Source organism: Aquibacillus salsiterrae, assembly GCF_028416595.1.
Classification (GTDB): domain Bacteria; phylum Bacillota; class Bacilli; order Bacillales; family Amphibacillaceae; genus Aquibacillus_A; species Aquibacillus_A salsiterrae.
Genome location: NZ_JAMQKC010000004.1, coordinates 91,527 through 115,271, shown reverse-complemented (window position 1 = coordinate 115,271; position 23,745 = coordinate 91,527). Strand labels below are relative to the sequence as shown.

At 38.7% G+C, this 23,745-nt stretch carries 25 protein-coding genes and 1 pseudogene; 17 read left to right on the top strand and 9 right to left on the bottom strand.

Going from position 1 to position 23,745, the window contains the following annotated elements:
• Positions 1–51: 51 nt before the first annotated feature.
• The gene (locus NC799_RS07160) at positions 52–1,410 is read right to left on the bottom strand and encodes an FAD-binding oxidoreductase (RefSeq protein ID WP_272445709.1); all 1,359 of its coding nucleotides are present in this window, start codon (positions 1,408–1,410) and stop codon (positions 52–54) included.
• A gap of 84 nt (positions 1,411–1,494) precedes the next feature.
• Positions 1,495–2,391: a decaprenyl-phosphate phosphoribosyltransferase gene (locus NC799_RS07155; protein ID WP_272445708.1), complete on the bottom strand. Its 897-nt coding sequence runs from the start codon at positions 2,389–2,391 to the stop codon at positions 1,495–1,497.
• Positions 2,392–3,640: 1,249 nt separating this feature from the next.
• Here NC799_RS07155 and NC799_RS07150 point away from each other — a divergent pair.
• From NC799_RS07150 to NC799_RS07095, 12 genes and pseudogenes are all read left to right on the top strand, one after another.
• A complete protein-coding gene (locus tag NC799_RS07150; protein ID WP_272445707.1) occupies positions 3,641–5,107 on the top strand; it encodes an O-antigen ligase family protein in 1,467 nt (488 codons plus the stop codon).
• An 18-nt stretch (positions 5,108–5,125) separates the two neighbouring features.
• Positions 5,126–6,400, top strand: a complete 1,275-nt coding sequence (locus NC799_RS07145; RefSeq protein WP_272445706.1) for a nucleotide sugar dehydrogenase — start codon at positions 5,126–5,128, stop codon at positions 6,398–6,400.
• A gap of 4 nt (positions 6,401–6,404) precedes the next feature.
• Complete coding sequence (locus tag NC799_RS07140) at positions 6,405–7,130, top strand: WecB/TagA/CpsF family glycosyltransferase (protein ID WP_272445869.1); 726 nt, start codon at positions 6,405–6,407, stop codon at positions 7,128–7,130.
• A 394-nt stretch (positions 7,131–7,524) separates the two neighbouring features.
• Positions 7,525–10,161 carry an S-layer homology domain-containing protein gene (locus tag NC799_RS07135; protein ID WP_272445705.1) on the top strand — a complete coding sequence of 879 codons (2,637 nt, stop codon included), beginning with the start codon at positions 7,525–7,527 and terminating at the stop codon, positions 10,159–10,161.
• Between the two features lie 77 nt (positions 10,162–10,238).
• Entirely contained in the window at positions 10,239–10,997 is a 759-nt protein-coding gene (locus NC799_RS07130; RefSeq protein ID WP_272445703.1) for a hypothetical protein, read from the top strand.
• A gap of 144 nt (positions 10,998–11,141) precedes the next feature.
• Positions 11,142–11,408: a hypothetical protein gene (locus NC799_RS07125; protein ID WP_272445702.1), complete on the top strand. Its 267-nt coding sequence runs from the start codon at positions 11,142–11,144 to the stop codon at positions 11,406–11,408.
• 12 nt (positions 11,409–11,420) lie between these two features.
• Positions 11,421–11,585, top strand: coding sequence for a hypothetical protein (locus tag NC799_RS07120; RefSeq protein ID WP_272445701.1), 165 nt, complete (start codon positions 11,421–11,423; stop codon positions 11,583–11,585).
• Positions 11,586–11,786: 201 nt separating this feature from the next.
• On the top strand, positions 11,787–11,933 hold the full coding sequence (locus NC799_RS07115; RefSeq protein WP_272445700.1) for a hypothetical protein: 147 nt from the start codon (positions 11,787–11,789) through the stop codon (positions 11,931–11,933).
• 541 nt (positions 11,934–12,474) lie between these two features.
• Positions 12,475–12,642 carry a hypothetical protein gene (locus tag NC799_RS07110; RefSeq protein WP_272445699.1) on the top strand — a complete coding sequence of 56 codons (168 nt, stop codon included), beginning with the start codon at positions 12,475–12,477 and terminating at the stop codon, positions 12,640–12,642.
• A 162-nt stretch (positions 12,643–12,804) separates the two neighbouring features.
• Positions 12,805–13,167, top strand: a complete 363-nt coding sequence (locus NC799_RS07105; protein WP_272445698.1) for an acetyltransferase — start codon at positions 12,805–12,807, stop codon at positions 13,165–13,167.
• A gap of 802 nt (positions 13,168–13,969) precedes the next feature.
• Positions 13,970–14,128 (top strand): annotated as a pseudogene (locus NC799_RS07100) (UPF0236 family transposase-like protein); the annotation flags it as partial.
• Positions 14,129–14,162: 34 nt separating this feature from the next.
• On the top strand, positions 14,163–14,303 hold the full coding sequence (locus tag NC799_RS07095) for a hypothetical protein (RefSeq protein ID WP_272445697.1): 141 nt from the start codon (positions 14,163–14,165) through the stop codon (positions 14,301–14,303).
• Positions 14,304–14,320: 17 nt separating this feature from the next.
• On the opposite strand, the gene NC799_RS07090 is transcribed toward NC799_RS07095, so the two are convergent.
• From NC799_RS07090 to NC799_RS07070, 5 genes are all read right to left on the bottom strand, one after another.
• On the bottom strand, positions 14,321–14,593 hold the full coding sequence (locus NC799_RS07090) for a hypothetical protein (RefSeq protein WP_272445696.1): 273 nt from the start codon (positions 14,591–14,593) through the stop codon (positions 14,321–14,323).
• A 393-nt stretch (positions 14,594–14,986) separates the two neighbouring features.
• Positions 14,987–15,271 carry a hypothetical protein gene (locus NC799_RS07085; RefSeq protein ID WP_272445695.1) on the bottom strand — a complete coding sequence of 95 codons (285 nt, stop codon included), beginning with the start codon at positions 15,269–15,271 and terminating at the stop codon, positions 14,987–14,989.
• On the bottom strand, positions 15,271–15,537 hold the full coding sequence (locus tag NC799_RS07080; protein WP_272445694.1) for a hypothetical protein: 267 nt from the start codon (positions 15,535–15,537) through the stop codon (positions 15,271–15,273). The genes NC799_RS07085 and NC799_RS07080 overlap by 1 nt, the downstream gene beginning before the upstream one ends.
• A gap of 644 nt (positions 15,538–16,181) precedes the next feature.
• Positions 16,182–16,586: a zeta toxin family protein gene (locus NC799_RS07075; protein ID WP_272445693.1), complete on the bottom strand. Its 405-nt coding sequence runs from the start codon at positions 16,584–16,586 to the stop codon at positions 16,182–16,184.
• Positions 16,583–16,858, bottom strand: coding sequence for a transposase (locus tag NC799_RS07070; protein ID WP_272445692.1), 276 nt, complete (start codon positions 16,856–16,858; stop codon positions 16,583–16,585). The genes NC799_RS07075 and NC799_RS07070 overlap by 4 nt, the downstream gene beginning before the upstream one ends.
• Positions 16,859–17,063: 205 nt before the next feature.
• Here NC799_RS07070 and NC799_RS07065 point away from each other — a divergent pair, with 205 nt between their 5' ends.
• From NC799_RS07065 to NC799_RS07055, 3 genes are all read left to right on the top strand, one after another.
• Positions 17,064–17,294, top strand: a complete 231-nt coding sequence (locus tag NC799_RS07065; protein WP_272445691.1) for a DarT ssDNA thymidine ADP-ribosyltransferase family protein — start codon at positions 17,064–17,066, stop codon at positions 17,292–17,294.
• Between the two features lie 61 nt (positions 17,295–17,355).
• Entirely contained in the window at positions 17,356–17,700 is a 345-nt protein-coding gene (locus NC799_RS07060) for a macro domain-containing protein (RefSeq protein ID WP_272445868.1), read from the top strand.
• Between the two features lie 459 nt (positions 17,701–18,159).
• On the top strand, positions 18,160–19,146 hold the full coding sequence (locus NC799_RS07055) for an RpnC/YadD family protein (protein WP_272445690.1): 987 nt from the start codon (positions 18,160–18,162) through the stop codon (positions 19,144–19,146).
• Positions 19,147–19,486: 340 nt separating this feature from the next.
• Here NC799_RS07055 and NC799_RS07050 read toward each other — a convergent pair whose 3' ends face one another.
• Positions 19,487–20,089, bottom strand: a complete 603-nt coding sequence (locus NC799_RS07050) for a hypothetical protein (RefSeq protein ID WP_272445689.1) — start codon at positions 20,087–20,089, stop codon at positions 19,487–19,489.
• 277 nt (positions 20,090–20,366) lie between these two features.
• Between NC799_RS07050 and NC799_RS07045 the strand changes: the two genes are divergently transcribed.
• Positions 20,367–20,840 (top strand): ImmA/IrrE family metallo-endopeptidase, encoded by a 474-nt coding sequence (locus tag NC799_RS07045; protein WP_272445688.1) that lies wholly within the window; start codon positions 20,367–20,369, stop codon positions 20,838–20,840.
• On the opposite strand, the gene NC799_RS07040 is transcribed toward NC799_RS07045, so the two are convergent.
• Entirely contained in the window at positions 20,810–21,586 is a 777-nt protein-coding gene (locus NC799_RS07040) for a helix-turn-helix domain-containing protein (protein WP_272445687.1), read from the bottom strand. The two genes, NC799_RS07045 and NC799_RS07040, sit on opposite strands and share 31 nt — an antisense overlap.
• Positions 21,587–23,222: 1,636 nt before the next feature.
• Here NC799_RS07040 and NC799_RS07035 point away from each other — a divergent pair.
• Entirely contained in the window at positions 23,223–23,744 is a 522-nt protein-coding gene (locus tag NC799_RS07035) for a hypothetical protein (protein ID WP_272445686.1), read from the top strand.
• Position 23,745: the final 1 nt, after the last annotated feature.

The following is a 23,745-nucleotide window of genomic DNA, read 5'->3' as shown; positions in this document are numbered from 1 at the left end:
CCTCAAAGCAAGGATAGAGAACCTGTCCCCTTCCTGCCCGCAGTAGTCAGCTTATTTACTTAATCCTAATCGTCGTCCCATCGAGGAAGAGAACAAATGACCCGGGTCAACTTTCTCCTTCACGTCTAAGAAATCCTCCCATGTCGGGTACATTTCTTGGAACGCCGAGATTTCTAAGGATGAATCCTTCGCCAAATAGACGCGTCCGCCGTAATCAAGCACCAACTCATCAAGCTCCCGTAAAAACGGGAACAGACCGTCGTCCTTGATCGGGATATCGAGTGCCAACGTATAGCCTTCCACCGGGAACGACAACAAGCCGCCATTCCACGGGCCCGAGCTCTTTAACACGGCTAGGAAAGAGGAGCGCCGTGCATCACTAAGCTTCGTCAACAGCTTGCGCAACCCTTCTTTCGGGTTATTATGTTTAGGAAAAACAGCTTGATATTGGATGAAGCCGTTTTTACCATACATTTTGTTCCAATCAGTAATCGCATCGAGCGGGTGGAAAAACGACGATTGCTCGACCAACTTGTCTTCATCCTTGTACATACCGTAGTATAATTTGTTAAAAGCCGAAATGCTATAATAATTGAGTGCCATCCCTGGTGCATGAATCGGCATCTTCAGCTTAAATTTATCGGCCGGCTTTAACGGGTCAACAATCGATGCTGGCAAATCATCGACCCGAGCATGGTCACCGCGCATCAACACCGATTTACCAAGCGAGTCGCCACTTGCCAAACAGTCAATCCACGCCACCGAATATGTAAAATCAGCGTCTGCTTGAAATTTAGCAAACGCCTCATCCAAGTTCGAAGCCTTTTCATAACGAACATTAATGTAAGCCGTCTCGACTGGAATTAGCTTAAATGTAGCCCGCAAAATCAAACCAGTTAGCCCAATCCCACCGACCGTTGCCCAGAAAATATCAGCATGACGGTCACGCGTACATGTAATTATTTCACCAGAAGCGGTCAGCAAGTCAAACGATGCGACAAATTCACAAAACGTGCCATCGACATGATGGTTTTTGCCGTGGACATCATTCGCAATCGCACCACCAACGGTAACCATCTTCGTCCCCGGTGTGACCGGCAAGTAATATCCGCGTGGTAAAAATACGTCAATAATTTCGTGTAAGGTTACACCAGCTTCACACGTGAGGAAGCACGTTTGTTCATCAAAATCAATAAAATGATTCAAGCGGCTCGTCCCAATCACGCCAGCCCCGCGATTTAGCGGAGTATCCCCGTAACTACGACCGAGTCCATAAGCTATGTAACTACTATATTCCTTCGCTGTTACTATTTGCTTCAATTCATCCAAATGCTCTGGCCGAAACACATACCCAGACTGAACCGGATAATTGCCCCAACCACTAAGCCTTTCCTTTCGTGCCTTCACCATCCAACCGCATCCTTTCATAGGAAAAGAGGGAAGGCTCTCGTGCTTCAACGTAAATGAAGCACGAGAACGGTCCCCAAGCTTCCGTTATTCAAATATCGCAAAAATAATGACAACGGCTACCGCATAGAGGATAACTGTCACCAATATATGTTTGTCTTCCAATAAAATCCGCTCTGGTGCGCCGCCTTTTTGCTCGACATGGATCAAATACAAATAACGAAACATGCCGTAAATAACAAATGGGATGGTCCACATTAAATGGACCGTGTTGCCAGAGGTGAATGTAAAGACCGCATAGCTGACAATCGTTGCCGCTGTCACAATACTCGTCATTTGATCGAGCAGCGTAATCGTGTAATCATTTAACACTTTCCGGTGCGAACCGGAACTTTCCTTTTCAAGCACCAACGACAGCTCATGCCTCCGCTTACCGATTGCCAAAAATAACGATAACAGCATCGCACATAGCAAAAACCACGGGGTAAACGGCACATTAATAATGACCGCACCACCAATCGCCCGAAGCACAAACCCGGCAGCAATAATCATAATATCAATAATGACAACATGCTTGAGCCAAAAGCTGTATAATAAATTCATCACAAAATAAATGAGTAACACCGTAAAATATAGCTTGTTTAAAACGAACGAACTACCGAGCGCAAGTAAAAGTAGTAGAAACCCGGCGACGATTGCTAGCTTCGGATCAAGTACCCCCGACGCCATTGGACGGTGCTTTTTCTCCGGGTGATGCCGGTCAGCCTCGCGGTCATTATAATCATTCATAATATAAATGCTACTTGCTGTGAAACAAAAACTAATAAACCCATAAATCGACAGGATAACCGCATCTAATTGAACGATGCGAAATGAAAACAACAGCGCGGCAAACACAAGCACATTCTTCGCCCATTGTTTCGGACGAAGCTGCATCCACAGTGCCGCTAGTACGGATTGTTTTGCCAAAACTATTTCCCCCAACTTAAAATCTCTAGGCTCATTATAGCACGAACAATATCCATTATTCACCAACATTGTGGCGAATCAAATCACATAAAAAATGAATGTGGTTGTAGTTTCGTCCAATCGTGTGTAAAGATACGTAGGTACGGTCAAAAACGGGAGAAAAGTACCGAAAATCTATTGCGAGGTAATTGGTAATTTTGATGAAGGGGTTAGTTAATATGTTAACCCCCGAGCGCAATGACGCTCGAGCGAGCCCAATTAACGAGCGCTCGGTAGTCAATCGAGCGCAATGCCGCCCGAGCGAGCCCAATTACCGAGCGCTCGGTAGTCACCCGAGCGCAATGACGCCCGAGCGAGCCCAATTAACGAGCGCTCGGTAGTCAATCGAGCGCAATGACCCCCGAGCGAGCCCAATCACCGAGCGCTCGGTAGTCAATCGAGCGCAATGACCCCCGAGCGAGCCCAATCGCCGAGCGCTCGGTAGTCACCCGAGCGCAATGACCCCCGAGCGAGCCCAATCGCCGAGCGCTCGGTAGTCAATCGAGCGCAATGACCTCCGAGCGAGCCCAATCACCGGGCGCTCGGTAGTCACCCGAGCGCAATGACCCCCGAAAGAGCTCAATCGCCGAGCGCTCGGTAGTCACCCGAGCGCAATGACGCCCGAGCGATCCCAATCGCCGAGCGCTCGGTAGTCAATCGAGCGCAATGCCGCCCGAGCGAGCCCAATCGCCGAGCACTCGGTAGTCAATCGAGCGCAATGCCGCCCGAGCGAGCCCAATCGCCGAGCGCTCGGTAGTCACCCGAGCGCAATGATGCCCGAGCGAGCCCAATCGCTGAGCACTCGGTAGTCACCCGAGCGCAATGACCCCCGAGCGAGCCCAATTATTATGCCAACCTTAACCTAAGCCGTGGAACGCTTCTATGAATGGACTCACAGAAACAAGTGGCATTTATTAAATAACAAGTACTTTTTTTATTTAATAAACACCCAATTTAAAAAATCTATCGACAATCTTCATTTAATTGTTGCAAGATATCGACCAAAATGTATATGCTATTATCGTGTGCAAGTAATATAGGGAAGAAAATTATCCCGATCGACCACATCGCAAAAATATCAAAGCGTAAACCATGGCGAGCGCCGCCAAGATTAACTGTGCAACCATGGCAAAGCAACAAGCCAACTGCCAGCGCCCGCATGGCCAAGCGCCCAGGACCAGATCAGGTCGCCTTGCACGACAATCATGATTTTGGAGTTGAATGTATGAATAGTCAAAGGAATTTTTACTTATTTATTATCGCAACCATTGCTGTTCTGGGATTTGGACTTATCTTACCTCCAACCGTATCAATGGTACTATCATCTGCATTCTTCGCGGCGATCACTTGGTTCAAGCCAAAGTGGATCATGCCGCTGTTGATTTTATATTTCCCAGTTCGCCCGTTTTTAGTGGAAATAAATAGCGGATTAAAGTTAGCAGGCGACCTCGCGATTCTCGTCCTTGTCATCGTCGTCCTTTACCATGCATTGAAAAAAAAGGACATCAAATCAATCTTTCAACTGGAAATCTATGAATGGGCCTACCTTGCCTTCTGTGTCGTCGGAGCCATCTCCGCACTCATCACCGGAGTCTCGCCAACGGCCATCATTTTCCAACTAAGAAAATTTCTAACGATGTACTTGCTGTTCTATGGAATAAAGCGCCTATCCTGGACCAGTCAAGACTTCACCACGATTGCAAAAGTGATCGTTGGCGTTGGTGTCGTGCTTAGCTTACACGGCTTCGTCGAAAAATTATCGCAACGTAATTGGCTGCTACCAGACGCTTGGGTCGATATGTTTGTATCACAAGCAAATGCTGACCGAATCTATGGTCTAATCGGAAACCCGAATTCGATGGGTTTATATATGATTATCGCCATTATGGTAACCTTTATGCTCCTTCGCACGACAAATGATAAGAGATGGTACATTGCCTTATCCTTATTTGTCGGAACGATGCTGCTTACGTATTCGCGCGGTACATTTCTCGGCTTCCTTATTGCTGGCGCCGTTTACCTCGCCCTATCCAAGCGCTGGATCATTCTGAAGCAGTTAGCAATAGCGACCATTGCCGGTCTCATTCTCGTTTACTTACCAATTGATTTTGCTGACCAAGCGTTAGAAAATGCCGGCGTCGAGCAAAGTGATGGGGTGAAAGGGGAATCGTCAGACGATAACGGTGGCTTAGCCGGCCGGTTCAACAATAAAGAAGAAATCGAACGGAGCTCGAACAGTGGTCGTGTCTTTTTTGTTAAAAAAGGCTTCGAGATCTTCATGGATTACCCAATCATCGGTACCGGCTTTGGTACGTTCGGTGATTCAGCAGCACTCGTATATTCTTCGCCGATTTATGAAGACTATGGCATAGCAGGTATTTATGATTATTTAGATAAAGATTTTTATTCCGATAACCAATACATTCAAATTATCGTTCAGACAGGTGCAGTCGGTGTCATTTTGTTCGCTATCTTCCTATTAAACATGGCGTACCGGATATGGCAGCTCAGACCGACCAACAAAGCGGTCGCTAATGCAACAATTGCACTGTGGTTGTTCACCAGTCTCGTTGGAGTCGTTTATAACATATGGGAGAATCAAGTGTTCCCAATGTTCGTGTTTGCTATTATTGCATGGGTGGAAACAATTAAACAAGGCAAGACCGTTTCCGTACCCGGAGATAACAACTAGAAAGGGAGATATATCTTTATGGAAAAAATTTGTGTAATAGGCCTTGGCTATATCGGTTTACCAACATCGATCATGTTTGCCAAGCACGGTTTTCAAGTACATGGAATGGACGTTAATGAAACAGTGATTGATAAATTACAAAAGCAACAGCTTCATATCGAAGAGCCAGGCTTACAAGAAGCATTAGATGAGGTCGTTGCAGCTGGAAAGCTCACGTTCTCGACAGCACCAATCGAAGCAGACGTATTCATCATTGCGGTGCCGTCACCAATTACGAAGGAGAAAACAGCGAACCTTGACTATGTCCGTGCAGGTACAGAAAGCATCGTACCGTTCGTAAAAAACGGCAACCTCGTTATTTTAGAATCAACTGTACCACCACGTACAGTCGAGGACGTGATGATGCCAGTCTTGGAAAAAACAGGCCTAGACCTGCATGAAGACATCTATATTGCCCATTCACCAGAACGCGTCATTCCGGGCAAAATTTTTCAAGAATTGGAAGAAAATGACCGAATCGTCGGTGGGATTAATCAGAAATCAAGCGAGCTAACAAGAAAGCTTTACAAGTCGTTTGTCAAAGGTGAAATCCACCTTACCGACGCAACAACGGCTGAAATGGTAAAAGTCATCGAGAATACGTACCGTGACGTCAACATTGCGTTTGCCAATGAGCTTGCAAAAATTAGTGAAAAAATTGGTGTCAACGCCTGGGAAGCGATTAAGCTTGCGAACTACCACCCGCGCGTTAATATTCACCAGCCTGGACCTGGTGTCGGTGGACATTGTATTGCGGTTGATCCGTGGTTCCTTGCCGAACTACAACCAACGATCGCGAACATGATTACCCTGGCACGGAACACAAACGACGACATGCCAGCATATACGGTTGACCGGATTGCTGCAATTGCTGAGGAACATAATCTGATCCGGCCCAAAGTAGCGTTGCTCGGTTTATCGTTCAAAGGAAATGTCGATGATATGCGAGAAAGCCCGTCCTTAACGATCATGGAGCATTTAAATAAGAAGAAGATCGATTACAACGTATTCGATCCGTACATTAAAGACATTCGCGTCCCAAACCAAGTACTTACCCTTGATGAGGTAACAAAGGATGCCGATATTATCGTAATTTTGACCGATCACAAAGTATTTAAAACGTATGAACCAAGCGACATTAAGCAAAACATGCGAGCAAACATCGTATTTGATACTAAAAACTGCATCGGCGAACAAGCATGGCGGGAAGCTGGCTTTGATTACATTCGTCTTGGCGATGCAAAAAACAGGTGAGCAGATGACACAACAAAAAGAAACGATACTAGGCGTCAACGTTTCCGATGAGACGTACACAACTATAGCGAAAAAATTATTCCTTGCTATCGAAGAGAAAAAGCAATCCTTTATCGTCGCGGTGAACCCAGAGAAGATCATCAAAGCTTCGAAGGACCCCGAGTTAAAAGAGCTTATTAATAGTGCGGATTATCAAATTCCTGATGGGGTTGGCGTCCTGATTGCTTCCAAGCTTCAGGGCGGCAACATTTCTAACCGGATTACCGGAATCGATTTAATGAATACATTAATCGGTGTCGCAGCGAAACAACAAAAGCGCATCTTCCTTTACGGGGGAAAGCCCGGTGTTGCCGAAGCTGCCAAACAAAAGCTAATACAAATGTATCCAGATTTAAAAGTCGCTGGTGTGATAGATGGTTACCAAAAGGATAACCAGTTGATCATTGACACAATAAACGCGGCAAAGGCAGATCTGCTTTTTGTTGCGATGGGAAGTCCAAGGCAAGAAGAGTGGATTCGGGCCAATCGAGATAAGTTAGATGTGTCTGTCTTCCAAGGAGTGGGCGGGTCATTTGACGTCGTCGCTGGCAACATTAAACGTGCACCAGCAAGCTTTCGTAAATTAGGCCTTGAATGGCTATACCGATTGATGATCGAACCGTGGCGGATGAAACGACAATTAGCTTTGCCGTTGTTTCTTGTTGAAGTATTCAAACAAAAGAATAAATAATTGGTCTAACGACAGTATCTAGTCATATAGTAGATAGGGTGATTCGAAAGGGTTTGGCAAAACTGGTAAAACTTGCTGATAGGAAAACACTTTCAAAGCCTTGTATTCTAGCAGATATGCTAGTAAAATAAGAATCAACCCAAGGACAACTGATTGGTCATTATTCCGGCAGTCACTGACTACATACTGTCAGTCTGTAAACTAGTAATTATTTAATATATCATTTTCATTTACAAATTACTAGAAATAGTTGACAAATCATGCCATCATTCTCTATACTAGTCATGTGCCAATAGTTTACTAGGGGAATTACTATTTTCCAAGGCTTACATATTTGGCCGAAGGAATAGTGTTATATAAATTTTACAGTTATACTAAGGGAGGATAAAGATTTATGAGTCAGAAAAAATTACGCAAAATTACAGCTACCTCTATCGCAGCAACAGCAGCGTTAGCAGCAGTAGCACCAGCAGCGGTTGCAGCTGCGGAAGATTTCAACGACCTTAAGCCAGGAGAGTCACACTACGATGCGGTTCAAGCATTAGTAGAACAAGGTGTATTCAAAGGATATCCAGACGGATCATTCAAGCCTTATCAAGAATTATCTCGTCAACATGCTGCAGTAGCATTCGCAGCTGCACTTGACTTACAAGCTGAAGATGTTGAAGGAACTCTAGCTGCTTTCACTGACGTTGATGCAAGCTCCCCATACGCTGAGCAAATTGCTGCAGTAGTAGAAGCTGGAATCTTCGTTGGTAACAATGGTGAATTCAACCCTAACGATACATTAACTCGCCAAAACATGGCAGTAACACTTGTTAATGCATTCGGACTAGAAAACACTGGTGAAGCGGTAAACGTTAACCTTGATGGTGTTTACTACAAAGATGCTGTTACAGTTCTTGCTCAAAACGGAGTAACTACAGTAACTGACTTCCGTCCAAACGATGCAGTAACACGTGGAGCATTCTCTACATTTGTTTATAGTGCACAAGCAGCTGTTGAAGCGCAGACTCCTGCGGTTGAGAGTGTAAGTGCGATTGACCGTAATGGAGTAACTGTTACATTCCCAGCAACAGAAGAAGCTCAAGAAGACTTCTCAATTGAAGTTATTGACAACAATGGTGATGTTGTTGCTGTTGATTCAGTTGATTTAGTTAAAGGTGAAACAATCGCAACATTCTACTTCAAGTCTCCACTTGGTGAAGACCCAGAAGGTACTTGGACTGTAGGTGGACTTGAAATCGATCTTGATTTCTTAGCATTGCTAGATGATGTGAACACTGCTTCTACTCAAGTTGATCTATATAATGCATTAAAAGCTGTTGGAGCTGAAAATCTAGTAGTTTCTAATGCTGATGAGTATTTTGCTGAATTTGGTACTCTAACAGACGATTTCACTTCTTTAGAAGGAGTACAAGAATTTGTTGATGGAGTAAACAAAGATGTTATTGAATTAGGGGACACTGAAACGATTATTGAAGGAATTAATGATGCTTTAGAAGCTCAGAATATGGTTCAACTTCTTTCAGCTTTAGAAGCTTCATTTGACCGTGTAAACCCTGACAATATTGATGATTATGAAGTAGCACTTGATGGAGCAGACCCTGGTGATGATGCTACAAGCCTTACAACACTAACTGGTGTTCAAGATGCTATTGATGGGGTTAACCTAACTGCTGCAACAAATCTAGTTGCCGCAGCACAAGCTGCAGATGCTGATCGTGACGATTATAATGCTGCTTTAGAAGCGGTATCATTTGTTGCTCCAGATGAAGAAGATGTAACTACAAAAGCTGATTTTGAAACTACTTTGAAAGAAGTAGACCGTGTTCTAAGAGTATTTGAGGCATCAACTGTTGCTCAGTTGTCAGTTGCTTACAATAACTTAGTATCTCTTGTAGATGATGAAGGTATCATTGGAGATGCTCCATTCTTCGATGAAGCTCGTTCTTTCTACTTAACTAAATTAGAAACAGCTGGTCTTGCTCGTACTTCTAGTGCTGTTGAAGCACAAATCGTTGCTGGTAACGCTGAAGCTCAACTTGATGCAGTTACAACATTAGATGGATTAGCTGCAGATGCAAGCACATCTACTGTATTATCTGCACTTGAAGGACTTGCAGCAGTAACTGAAGATACTGTATTTGATTTCGCTGATGTAGCAACTGATGATGATACTGTAGCTGATTACAGAGACGCAATCCTAGCTATTACTACTTATGGTGCTGGGGATAATGCTGAAGCTCCAACTCTTGCTTCAGTAACAAATGATATTGCTGATGTGGTAGGAGCAGTTGACTTAGTGAACAACCCTGCTGCAGGAACTATCTTAGCTGATATTGATGATCTTGCAACTGCTGCAGGAACTGAAACAGCAGGTACAGCAGGTACAGCAGCGCAATTCTATGATGGAGTAAATGCTGTACAAGGTCTATCAGATCTTTTCGAAAGATTTAATGTTGTTGAAGATTATCAGGCTGCATACTTTACAAACGTAGATGCTTTTGCGGGAGCAATCACGAATGAGGGAGATGCTGTAAATACGGTAGAAGAACTTAAGGCTGCTTCAACTGCAACTGAAGCTAGAGCTGCACTTACTACTTTAGCATTAAACACTTATGCTAGTGGAGTATCAGAAACAGTTAACTATATTAACCTGACATCTACTCAAAAGCTTGAATTAGCTGAAAGCATTCTTGATGTAGACTTCTCAGGCGATACTGCTGAAGAAGTTGCTGTAGCAATCTTTGATGATGCTACACCTGCTGCAGCTGGTTATGTATCTGATTATGTAGGTTTATTAGATGGTGTAAATGCTGCAGACACTATTGCTGAAATGCAATCTGCTTTAGCGGCTATTGGTTATGATGCATTTGATGATCTTACAGCTCAACGTCAAGTTGAAGTTTCAGAATCATTCCTTGCAGAATTCCCTATGAACGATGCTGATACACCAGCTCGTATTGACTACAAATCATTAGCATCTATTAAAGCTGATGTTGATGTAGCAATTGATGCAACTAATTAATATATTCTACTAATTTATAAAGGCCAATCACAATAGTGGTTGGCCTTTACTTTTAATAATTATAGGAGGTTCTATTCATGGATTTATTTCATCAAGGAACAATAGCAGAAACAGAAGAATTAGAATTGATAATATCTCCTGAGTGTCGAATTACAGTAACAGAATGCTACAATAACGAGTTAATTGTTGAAAAGATGGAAGCTATAATCACAAAGTTAGAAAGTAAAACGCAAGGCAACATAAATGATTTTGCTGAATTATCCCCTTTATTAAAACTTCTCCCACGTAAATATGAGCCAAGATTAGAATTAGAAATTCGTATGAATTCTTTAAAAAAGAAGTGGAATATAGAAAACTTTGAAAAGAAAGAAACAGTTAAGGATAAGAAAGCAATAGACTCTTATGAAAATATTTTAATTGAAAATAATCATACTGATTTTATTAACCTGGGAAAAGAAGGTAGAAAATGGGTATTAGATAGAATAAGTAAAGCAAATGATGATATTGATTTGAATATACTTTTTAAAAAAGTAGATAGTCTGATTAAAGATATAAAAGAAAAAGTCGTAATAGTACAGACCCATGTTGATATAAATGTTATTCTAAGCACTCTTAATTCACTATTTGGAGAGTCTTTTGGTATATTAAATAGTAGTATTAAAAAGGAAACTGTAAATAAAATTATCGAAATGGAGAATAAGCAATTTGAAACCCTCAATGATCTGAAAGGAACCCTTGCTAGAATATATACAACAATATTAAAAGAGAGAAATATGGCTTCTACAATTAATAAAGAAGAGTTTCGATCTTTTTCTGAAAAAGTAGAACAATTTTAAAATCAAAAACAGGAGAATCGGTACCAGGTACCTAAAAAAGACAAAATGGTGTTTTGTCTTTTAGAAGTGGACACTTGATTAGAATATAGGATCTAGTGTCAGGTACCACAAATGTAGTTGCATATGAAATTAAAGAGGGATGGATTGAATTACAGCTTGTTGAAAGCGCACCGTGGAATATTGGACGTGACAAAGACTTTATTGGGGTTGGTGCTCATCTATCTCTTTGCTGTTGCTTGTAAAAAAAGCTTTGAATTAGGCTTTGAAGGATATATGGCATTACATGCGAAGTCCAAGTTAGTAGAGCATTACCAAGAAGTTTATGGTGCAATTTTAATAGACCCTAGTACAAGTAGAATGATAATCGATCCTTATGGTGCAAGGAAATTGGTGAATCAATATTTTGATTAAGGAGGTACCTTCATGAGTGCACAAACTTTTAGTCAAGAATATCTAGAAAAAATAAAAAAGTTAGAAGAAGCCGCTGAAGGAGTATATGTAGTACCAAATTACCACCTGAAAAATCAAGATGAAATGACCAAAGAAGCAATTAGGAAATTGAAAGAAAGAAATAATATTAAAAATTAAAAGGTATGGTCACAGTGACGACTCGAATTTTGTCGAATGATAAGAAGAAAAAGCTCTGTGGAGAGAAACCTCTCTGCAGAGCTTTTTTTTTAATATATATATGTAATAGTTGGATTGTAAAATGATAGAATGAAATAGCAGCTGAATATGAGGGTGGTTGGTTGTTGTTCTTCTTTCCGTTTAGGAAAGGAGGTGATAATCATGGAAACATTTCTTGAATTTCTACGAGAAGTTCTGAAGGGAATTGTGCGTGAAGTAAGCGCTTATTTCTTTCGAAAGTACATATTAGAAAACAAGAAAACCACCCTACGCCGTCGAAAGCAAAAGGGTGGTTCTCATAAAAAATAGATAAACATAGACAACTACCACCCTTACGGTAGAAGTTGCAGGGTGAAGTGTTAGTAGCACTTCACCTTTTATTATATTCCTATTATACATAATAATATTCCTGATGAAAAGGGAAGGGAAATATTTAGGTTTTGGTTTTGGTGTCTGTAGGTATGCTCACAGTGACGTCCGAAATATGTCGAACTATCAAGGAAAGCTCTGTGGAGAGAAATCTCTGCAGGCCTTCTTTTTAAAAAAAGGAACAATTGCTCTTATAAGCATATATTATATTCATGTATAGAGCGTATGTTCTGGGTCTTGGTGTCAGGCACCACATATGTACCATTCTCTTGGCTAGGGAGTCTTGGTGTCAGCGTATAATAGGAAAACATAGGGGCCAACATAGGTGCCTGACCCTGTCGAAAGACAAATTAACAATAATTCCACCTACGTAGGAATCTGGTGTCTAGGCATCACAAATGCAGCCTTTGAACGAAATAGCTGAACGGACCATTTATTTTTTTAGAGAAATGACATATAATAGGTATAAGAGGTGATAGGTATGGCTACATCTTCTTTTGAAAAGCCGATTGAAATCCAATCAGACGAGGCTGCCAAACGTCTTGTTGACGTATTAGAGTCTCAAAGTAGCCAACCTGTTAAAAAAACAGGGGTATTGAAGAATATTGAAAGAAGCGAAGAATTATTAAAAAGACTATATTCTCATTAAGAACATTATTGGAACTAGCAGGTCTAGACAGAGTTATTCCTGCTGTTTCCGAATTTGATTGTAAGGTGAAATAGGGATGTCCAAGATTTCCTTCGCTCCAAAGCCATTGAATTTGAATATAAAAACATAGGTCGTACTTATGTATTTTTGGATGAAGACCAATTGGCGAATGATGATGTAATTGCTATACTTGGTTATTTTACCATTACAATGAAATCCATCACTTTTAACGATGCAGTATCCAAGTCGCTAAGAAAAAAAGTAACAAGCAACAAAAATGCTGATCAAGCAATAGGTTACTTAATTGGGCAATTAGGAAAAAGTGATGATTACACAGAATACATATCTGGACAAGAATTAGTTAAAAACTGTATCGAACTCATTTATGAATTGTTTGATAAGCTTGGTGGAAGGTTTGTACTTATTGAATGTGAAAACCACCCCAGCTTCATTGGGTTTTATGAACGATTTGACTTCAAGGTGATTCAGGAGGACGTGTATGTTCAACTGTATCGTGCCTTATAAAATTATATTAACCAGAACATATACATATATCCGATAAAATGCTTGGAATTATTTGATCAATAGGACTCCTTATAATATACAATGGTCCTTTTTTTCTGGTTGGGCAACACCCTTACCCAGGCGCTATGGTGTCAGACACCACATATGTACCATTCTCTTGGCTAATTTTGTGAGAGTATAAACATTTGAACACATGGGATAGAAACGAAAAAGACCTCCACCGGTTGGGTAGAAGTCTGATTCAGGGGATCATGTGGCTGGTTTTACGCTTAAAGCAACCCTTCCACTACATTTCCCTTATTACTATTATATATTTCAACTATTTAATTATTCATTTAAGTTAATATAAAAAGAGATTAACTGTAATTAAAAATTAATCTCTTCATTCAGGTTACCTGTGGCTGGTCTTAAGTATAATACTGCCCTTCCACACTAATCAAGTTTTATATAAGGCTGGATTTACACTTCAGTTACCCTTCCTTAAATTCATGATAACAAGTTCATACATTTCTGTCAAACACTAATTTACTTGTATTGTCATAAATGAATTGTCGTAGTTAATATTATAATTAGCTATATTAAAAACTCTCTTACATATTTCATTGATGTCTTGTTCAGTTAGCCAATGAAGCTCACTTTTTTTGGAAGGTCTTGGTGTCAGGCACCACAAATGGACAAATGAGTGTTTATTCCGTGTAACGTGGAAATAAAGAAAATGGGGGACTGTCATGATAAATGACAGTCCCCTTTTGCGAGTGGCAGCACAGAATCGGTACCAGGTACCTAAAAAGAAAAGCTTAGAGAAAAGGGAACTGATACGGAGGGATTCCGTCCGATGAGAAGCGCAGAGGGAACAATGAGTGTCTTCGCTAAACGATTGAAAAATGGCCGAAGTTGGAGCGAAGTAGGCCTGGAGAAGTTTAGTGATATCATGGTCGCTCTGAAAGAACTTGGACATTAAAACACTCCAGGGAAGACTAGAACAGGTCATAGAAATGGATGATAAAAAAGAGCAAGAGAAGCCACCGAAACACTTCGTAGAAAAGCTTACAAAGCATGTTGGAGAAGCAACAAGAAACAATATCGCATACCTTCAGCAAACGATTCCCAAATTAAGCATAATTCAAATTCAGTAAAAAGGACTTTATATCCCTTATAATTTTCTTTTTTCATTACGCTTAGCTTTCAGTTCACTTCCGGTGTATCGCTTCATACCTGGGTTATCTAAATACCTTGTCAATGACTCTTTTAACTCAGGATAACCTTCAATCTCTTGGGATAAATCTTCCTGTGGTAAATCATTATGTGAATCATTATTTTCAACTTCAATGGAGACTAATTTACCATCTACAACAAAGACCCCAGACTGCTTTCCATTTAATGCATTAAATAATTCTTGTTTAGCATCTTCACTTAAAGTGTTCACTTAACATCACCTCAGCTAAATTATAACAAATTTAAGTTAGTGAATTCCATTTGTTTACTAAATTAATGATAAACATTGTTTTCAAGGTTTCAGTTAAACAGCTCTATAATAAAATTTCCATCCTTCTTATTATTCTTTGAACTCGCAACTCTTTCGGGGCGTCACTGTGACCAAGAGTTAACTGTCTAGTTTCCATCCAAATCTGATAGTTAATTTTTAAAAAAGCTATTTATGTCTAAGGGGGAAGTATGCCCTTTTTTTGGCATAATATTAGCGAATATTCAGTTAATTACACTACATCAAAATAAATTTACTTTAATTTCCATTTATGGAAATTCAGGTGGACATTGCTGGGCTGAATTTTTTGTTGTTTGGGTGCTTTTTGAACAACCTCTAATATTTATTTTCACCTGGAAACAATACCGCAATAACAATTACATCATTGTCGTCTTGTTTAAAATAAAATTGAAACTTCCTTACTACAATTCGAGATATTCCTTTATATTTTCCAAATTCCTCAGTATAATTCTTCCCGATCACAGGATTTTTCAAAACATCCTCTGTTTCTAATACGACTTGGGAAATAAAATCGAGTGTTTCTACCGGCGTAAATCTTTCACTCCTAAATTCAATAAGCTTTTCCCTTACAATTGGTGTCCATGTAATATTACGAGACATTACATGAAATCCTTCTCTGAAAATGATTTTAAGAGGTCTGCGGTTGAAATTCCTAGTCCTTTTTTGTATTGTTCTTCACTTTCTTTAAACATACGTTCAAGTTGAGGATTCTTCTCAACATCTGATTTTATTGACTGTTCATCCTCTTCTTGTAAAACAAGAGTAAACTTACCCTTACCAGGAATAGAAAACTGGACAACTGAGTTATCACTATTCATTTCATTGATATACTTCATAAGCTCCTCTGAAGATTGAACTTTCCCCATACTATCACCGCCGTATAAAATAACTTATATAAACATAATACCACACACCATGAATTCAAAGAAACGGCTTAACTATTCTAATATTTCCTCTTTTGATTACGTTTATATCTTAAGAGTCGGTACCAGGTACCTAAAAAAGACAAAATGGTGTTTTGTCTTTTAGAAGTGGACACTTGATTAGAATATTAAATAAATGGGTTTCTAATCGGTAATATATTAGGTATTCCACAGAGCCATATAAGTAATGGAAGATTATTTACCTTAATAGCATTTCTTAAGCTTGTTTTACCAAAAAAGGATCATAAACAACGCATTAGTAGACTTAAATTACTATTCAAAGAATACAATAATGAGTTTTCATCTGTCACTTTTGACGACATTCTTTTTAAAATGAGCTTTCGCAATAACGGGGAACCATATTTTTAGTGCGCTATAACCAAACAGCTTAAATAGAGATCACCAGAGGATGATTTCTATTTTTTTGCGAGTGGCAGCACATGCGCTACAGGGTGTTTTTGTATCAGTAGCGATTAAACCAATCACTACTCTAAATAAACTATGTGTATCTCATCGGACAGTTGTTCAATTAACAGTAAAAAAACCGATTATCTTAAAAAATCGGTTTTTATTATGGTATTGGTTATTTATTTCTTTTTGAATTGTTCCCATACTGGTAGTGTCCAATCAGGGAGGTTACTTGATTCATAAGTAACAATACCATTATTTATTTCGAGTACCCTATCACCATCATCTTCGCTGTTATCAACTAAATTATCAATGATAGCTGCATAGTCATAAAGGTGTTGAAAAGAAGTTTTGTTTCTTCTAATGATATCTTCTGTTGGGATGTGATGACCACCATTTTTAACTCGCAGCGCAGCCCGTTCGATATTTTGGTTGACATTACTGAGTGCAACGTAGAACATGGTTACTTCATAGCCCATCTTTTTCGCTTTTTGTATTTGCCTGATGGCGTTTTTCCCGGCAAGAGTTGTCTCGATGGAAAAATCTTTTCCCTCTTTGATATACGCATGAACGGATTTAATCACTTCTTTGCCCGCTGTAACTCTTTTGGACTCCGGTCTACGAGCTGTCTGCATAATTCTCGAAAAGACGTAACTTCTGGGCAAGTAAAATACAAATAATGCATCCGAAAGTATACCCTCGGATCCACAGGAGGACGACCGCCGTCCTTATAAAGTGGTTTGCTTTTCTCTAATACAGTGGAATCGTCTACATGATCTATGTAATCTATCAGTTCAACATCAAACCCGAGTGTGTTATAATAGTGGAAAGGAATTAGTTCCAATTGAAATTCCATGAAAATGCACCTCGCAAATTGGTATTTTTGGTTGTTTAGCCACTTCCATTTTACCATATTTAGCTGAGGTGCATTTTTCTTTTTTATAAAATTATAGGGCTTTTTGAACACGCTCTTATAGTGAACTTTATTTACAATGTAATAATAATGTGGCATAATTAAGCAGGAATATATGTTCGTATATTTTAAACTGAAGGATAAATTTATGACTTATCTTAATCGCTATCTATACCACTTTACCCATATTAGTAATTTTGAATCAATTCTTAAGAATAAAGGACTCTATTCTAATAATCTAATGAAAGTACACGGACTTCATTACAAGGATATTGCTCAAAATGAAATTCAAACTCGAAGATCAGCTACTCTAATTCCTGTACCACCATTTGGTAATTTACATGACTATGTACCATTTTATTTTGGGATAATGGCTTAGATACTAGTGTCAAAATATTGGATCGTTGGTATTTTTAAAGGAGGTGCAGTAGTTGATTAAAGTGAGGAATGGTAACCTTTTAGAAGCGCGGGTGGAAGCGTTAGTGAATACGGTTAATTGTGTTGGAATAATGGGAAAAGGTATTGCTTTACAGTTTAAACAAGCATACCCGGATAATTTTAAAGAATACCTAAAAGTATGCCGTTTACAAGAAATACAAGCTGGTAAAGTTTTTACTGTTTCAACTGAATCGATGCTGAACCCTAAATATATTATCAACTTTCCAACGAAAAGGCATTGGCGACAAAAATCAAGGATGGAAGATATTGAATTAGGATTAGGTGATTTAGTCAGAGAAATTAAGCATTTGAGCTATGGTACCTGGTACCCAAAAAGGACAAAATGAGATATTTGTCTGTGTGATAAAGACAGAAGAAATTAAATAGTTTATTAATTTATAAGAAGCCTTGTGGAGAGAAAACTCTGCGAGGCTTTTCTTTAAGGTTTGGTCACAGTGACACCCCGGATTATCATTTCTTTTACTTTTTCTAACAATTGTCTAATCGGTTTGGTGTCAGGCACCACAAATGGGTACAGGTACCCAAAAAGTGAGTTAAATATGATAAGTCTAGACCGTAATTGACCGAATTTTGAAGCGCATATCTCTCACCTTTTCCTCTAGTTTAAAACGAATCTAGTTTCCATACCTTCATCAATCGTTAATTGAACCAACGAGATAAAAGACGTTGTTTGTTATATTTTTTAATCTACCGCCAAACACCAAGAAAGGAAAAATTAATATAGAACATTTGTTCTTGATTGTGATATAATCATGTTATCAAAAAGTAAAGGTTGTGGTAAAATAATGCTAACAAATATCGTATTAGAACGACCAAATGATTATCGTGTAATTGATCATGATGGCTTGTGGAAAAAGATTATTCAAGAATTATTTGAGGAGTTCATTTTGTTTTTCATCCCAGATTTAGCAGAAGAACTTGATTTTTCCAAGCGGCCTGAGTTTCTTGAACAAGAATTGTTTAAGGAGATTATTCAGGAAAAGAAAGGGAAACAAATCGCAGACCAAATTGTTAAGGTATATTCTAAGACTGGCGAAGAAAAATGGCTGATTATTCACATTGAAATTGAGGGAAGTCCAAGAGAGAATTTCTCGAAAAGAATGTTTCGATATTTCTACCATATTTATGATAAGTTCAATGTCGATGTTGTGGCAATGGCGGTATTAACGAACAATTCCAATGTTCTAACAAAGGGTGAATATCACTATGCGCTGCATGGGACGTCGTTAACGTATCAATATAATTTGTTTAAAATTAGTGACTACAGCGAAGACGAGCTACTTAATTCGGATAACCCATTTGCAATGGCGATACTAGCAGCGAAATACGTTCATGAAACAAAAGATGACGTGGAGAAACGCTATCAATTTAAGATCAAATTGATGAAAATACTGTCACAGAAAAGAAAATATCCTCACGAATATAATCGCATGTATATTTCGGTATTAATCTACTTCATTGACTACTTACTACAAATTCCACTAGAACTAACAAAAAAGCTGAGAGAACAATTAATCGAAATAAAGGAGGGAAAAGAAATGGTTTATATTAATCGCGATAGTATGCCAATTTCTTGGGGCGAGTTTGAGAGAATAGTGAAGGCTGAGGGGAGAGAGGAAGGTAAAGCTGAGGGTAAATTAGAAGGCAAAAAAGAAGGAAAGAGGATTGTTGCGAAAAAATTGCTAGAAGATGGAATGTCTTTTGAGTTTGTAGCAAAATATACGGAAATACCAATGGAAGAATTGAAAAAATTAGTTAATATACCAAATTAAGCTAGGTTTCTTGGTGTCAGGTACCACATATGGACAAATGAAGGCTTATTCCATGAAATGTGGAGAATAAAAAAATGGGGGACTCTTATTGCTCTCTCTAAAATAAATTGGGTCACATAAGTCCGAATACGTGCTCCATTCGGACAGGGAAAGCGTCAACAAATGTTTTTAACATTTAAAACTCCTTTTCTTTTTAAGCATAAGAAAAAAGTATGATAAAATAAGGAAAAATCCCAGGGCGACCAACCATTTGGGATTTTTCCTTTAATTATTTAATTCTGTAGTGGTTGTTTATGATTGTATCGGATGGTAAACAAAGGGTCTTTTTGATAGGCAAAAGTTACAATTGGCGGTTCACATTAGGCGTTGGGTATGGGACCTCGTTTATTTCTGCACCTTGTTCGTCTACTCCCTTTGTTAGGTTACCATCCAATTCAGCCATTCTTGGTAAAACAACAGTAACCTCTACCCGTCCACCTTGTGGATGGATACCTAATCCATCAAATGGGACACGAATCTCAAATTCATAACTGTTTGCATTTCCTTGTTGTGGAAATATTTTATATTCGTATGTTAATTCGTAGGTATTTTTTGAGCCAGCAACGGGAACTAGTTGAGACTTTTCCATTAATGATAGTAAAAGTAATTTCGCTGCATCACTTAGTGTTTCTGAAGGATTTCCGTTTAACGCTTGTTCTTGGATATCCTCTGTACCTTTAAGAAGAGTACTTGCTTTAAAAGGAGTAATTTCTAATCCTTGTAACTCCAATATTTTAAAAATGTCGGGGTTTGCTGTGACACCACTTGGTACATAGTACTCTTCCGTGATAGGCTCGTCCGAGTGTAAGAGTGTTTTGATTAAAACTGTATCAAAGGCATTTTTGTTGTAACGAGAAGTTCCATTAACAAAAATCATAACATCTTGTAGTTTAATATTTGGCATGTAACATCGCTCCTTGGCAATTTATTATAGGACTTGCTATGACGTGACTGAAAAGCTGGTTATTTCTTAAGGGACTTTGTAACGGAATAACATATCTAAACACTTCCCTTCTCTAAATTTTAAAACAGGGTCTTAAATGATGTTTCCTATAGTTTATATGTGTTGACCAATATGATATCTTTTGTTTTTTGAAAATTTATTTTAAAAAATTTAGCCACCTGTATAACAAGGTGGCTAAATTAATTTGACAATAATCTTATAGAAGGAGTGAAACTCAATGCGTACAGCTTATGTTCGCCGCATAACGAAGGAGTTAATTGAAAAATATAATTATCAACCGCCTATTCCAGTTGAAGATTTAATAGCAAAGTTAGGTCTTACGATAAGAGAAGTTTCTACAGAGTTAGATATTGATGCTAAATTGGATGCTAATAAAATGAGAATTACAGTCAATCGTTTTCAGACAAACCCTTTTAGACGTAGATTTTCGCTTGCTCACGAACTTGGCCACTTTGTATTAAACCACCATATCAAACCTTGGGAGTTTGAGGATCCTGAAACTGGTAAATCATTTGTTGAACCTGAAGCAGATGAATTTGCTGGTTCATTACTTTTACCACAACAGTTATTAACGGAACATATTAAAAAGGGAGTACCTCTAAATGATATTCAGACTAAATTTCAGGTCAGTAATCAAGCTTTATGGGTACGTCTAGAAATTTATCGATTAACAAAATTTTTGAGAGTTTGAATAAACTCATCTCTTTCTTCTGCTTCGTCTTGAACCATAATTTGCTTTTCCATATCAATCATAGCTTTTTTTTGTTCTCTTTTATTCATATTCTTTGCTCTAGGTAATTGGATTCCATCTATATTTACGTCCTTAGAATTAATAATAATTGTTTTATTTTTCAAGCCTTTAATAAATTCATCGATAGATATATTTAACGTATGGAGAATTTGAGCTACTTCTTCTATTGTTAATTTCCAGGGCATCATTTTACCATTAATAATTTTCTTTAAAGTTTGTATATTAATTCTTGTTTTATCACTAAGTTGATCAATAGTCATATTGAAGTCTTCTAAAGCAAATTGAATTAACATTGTGCTATCTAAACTATGTTCTTCATTCATAAAATCATCTAGTTCTTCTTCTGTACAAAAATTAGATATGGAATTGTTATTTTCCGATGTATCTATGAGAATAGCTTTCTTTTTACGGATGAAGTTTTTGGTTACCCACTTTGTAGATTGGCAGATCCACGACCGAAAGGGAACTCCTGGTTCTACTTCTTCTATCTTCTCGACTATTAAAATGATTAATTTTCCTGTGATTGCTTCAAAATCATCATTTCTTAATTTTGTATTCATTTCTACAGCAACTTCATTCGCTAAATACTTTACTTTTTTAGGTAGCCAGTTGTGTAAAAACTCTATAATAATAGGGTCATCAACTGATTCTTCCTTAAAGCATTGGTGCAAGGTAACAAAATCCATTTGTAACATTCCTTTCGCCTAACATGACCCAGGTGGTAATAGAGGATATTATACCTCTTTATGTTATATATGTGTTTAATCATAACAAATCTTTACTTTATGCCATAAAAAATTTGTTCAGGTTTTTAATCACAAAGCAACCATTGAAGAGGGTAGAGGTAAAATATCCCCCTTAAATTCCGTTATTAGAGATAGTCCCTTCTATACCCTTCATTTTTTGTTTTTTTAAAAGGTTTAAGTAAAACAGAACATTTGTAAACGAGATATTTCTTGAAATTCCAGAAACATTGTCTTATATTAAAGTTATATATTTATTTAATTTTGTTTATTTTTTGCGCGGAGCAAGCGCTCTGCAGCGGTGTAGTTATTAAACAGTGGGGTCTTTGGGACTCAACAAATAGACACTACCAGTGTGTCTAAAAAAGACGTTAAAGTCTGTCGGTTAATGCTATATAGTAAACATTCAAAAGAAATTCCTTATTTTCAAGGGATTTTCATGTATGAGAGTAATGCCCTATGGGTCAATCATTCCTTTTGGGAGAGGTGTGCCTATAGGGCTTTTTTGCGGAATCAGGTATATCCATTTATTGAATAATTTGATAGAATTAGAGCATAAAGTTTTTTATTTGCTCTATGGAGCCTGATTTTGAAGAGATAAGCCCTATTGGTGGGTGGTGTAGATTTCTAGGAGGAAGTCTGTCCACATGTCCAATAAGGGCTTTTTTGTGTGACAGATAAGATGTTAAACTTTATTACACTGTTAGAAGCTGAATAGAAAAATCAAAAGTCCATGCCTGGAGAGGAATTACATGAAATGCGGTATACCGTAGAGGAATGTGTAATGAATCATCTTTAGGTATGGACTTTTTTACATAGATGAGAGGTATAGAGAACAATTACTTGGACGCTATATCGTCCTAAGGAGTATTGCAATGGGCGGGTTGCTACGACGTTCATTATTCAACACAAAATAGGTAGCCGGATTGCAGGACGCCGTAAAGGTTCGATCGCCAAGGATGGGGCGGTTTATAAAAGTTCCTCCCTCAGATTCCAGGTGCCGGCCTTGGATTCGGAGTATTTCGCTGGATAAGTAACGACTACACGAAGGAAAGTCAGTGTAGTCAGCTCTTCTGCAAGGGAATAAGGCACAGGAGATAACGGTAAAGAATGGTTTGATCAATGGATTTAAGATCATCCGACTCTAATCGATGGAAGGACGATGGAGTATAAAACTTTAGAAGAAAAGACTCGATCAATGGAAGGAAGATCGATTGAACCTCCAAGCCAAGGAAGAAGGTAAGGAGAAAAGGGAACAGATAGATGTCAATGAGAGACGCTATCAGCTCGACCGAATGGAAGACACGGGAGCATAAATGAAATGGATGAAAAGACAGAGGGTTAATAGCTCCCCTCTATAAAAAAGAGCGGACTCAATGATGAGGTTAAATAGTTGTCCTTTGATAATTGGATAGACAAAAGATCTTTCTTTAAATACCACACCTTATGACAGGGTTGGTTAAAGAACGCTATAGCCCAAGAGTTTTGTTTTTAGATTGATAGAAAGATCATACACCAAATGATAAACGATTTTCTTTGAAAGGATGTGATAAAAGTGGGACGAAAAGGGAGAAGCAGTATGGTTCATGAGGTAAAGGTAGCCATTACAGCCGTAAATAAAATTGGTGAAAGTAAACGAGAAGCACGACTTCAGGGGAGAAAAGAAATTCATTCAATTAAGCAAGTAAAAGAGACCTTGTCGGCTGCTCAAAACTTTGTGAAATGGGTTCGACAAGAATATCAGGTTAGAAGTATTTATGCGCTGACCGAAGAACATTACCTGCAATATCTCGATGATAAGAAAGATAAGGGGCGTAGTGGAGGCCACCTGCAGAACATTGAAACGTCTTTACGGCACCTTCAAGAAGGGATGAATATCCGAAGTAACCAGCTTGGACTTGATCCAGTTCAATTCGTTCCCAAAAAGCGCGTCATCATGTGGGAGGAATTAAAGAAACCAGAGGATAGAAGTTATGCACTAGAGGAATTTGAATTGATCGCTTCGTTAGTATCGAAAGGGGTAAGAGAGGCTATTTCGCTTTGTTATCATTTAGGACTCCGTGTTCGGGAAGCGACTAATGTTCAGGTGAAACCATTTTAAA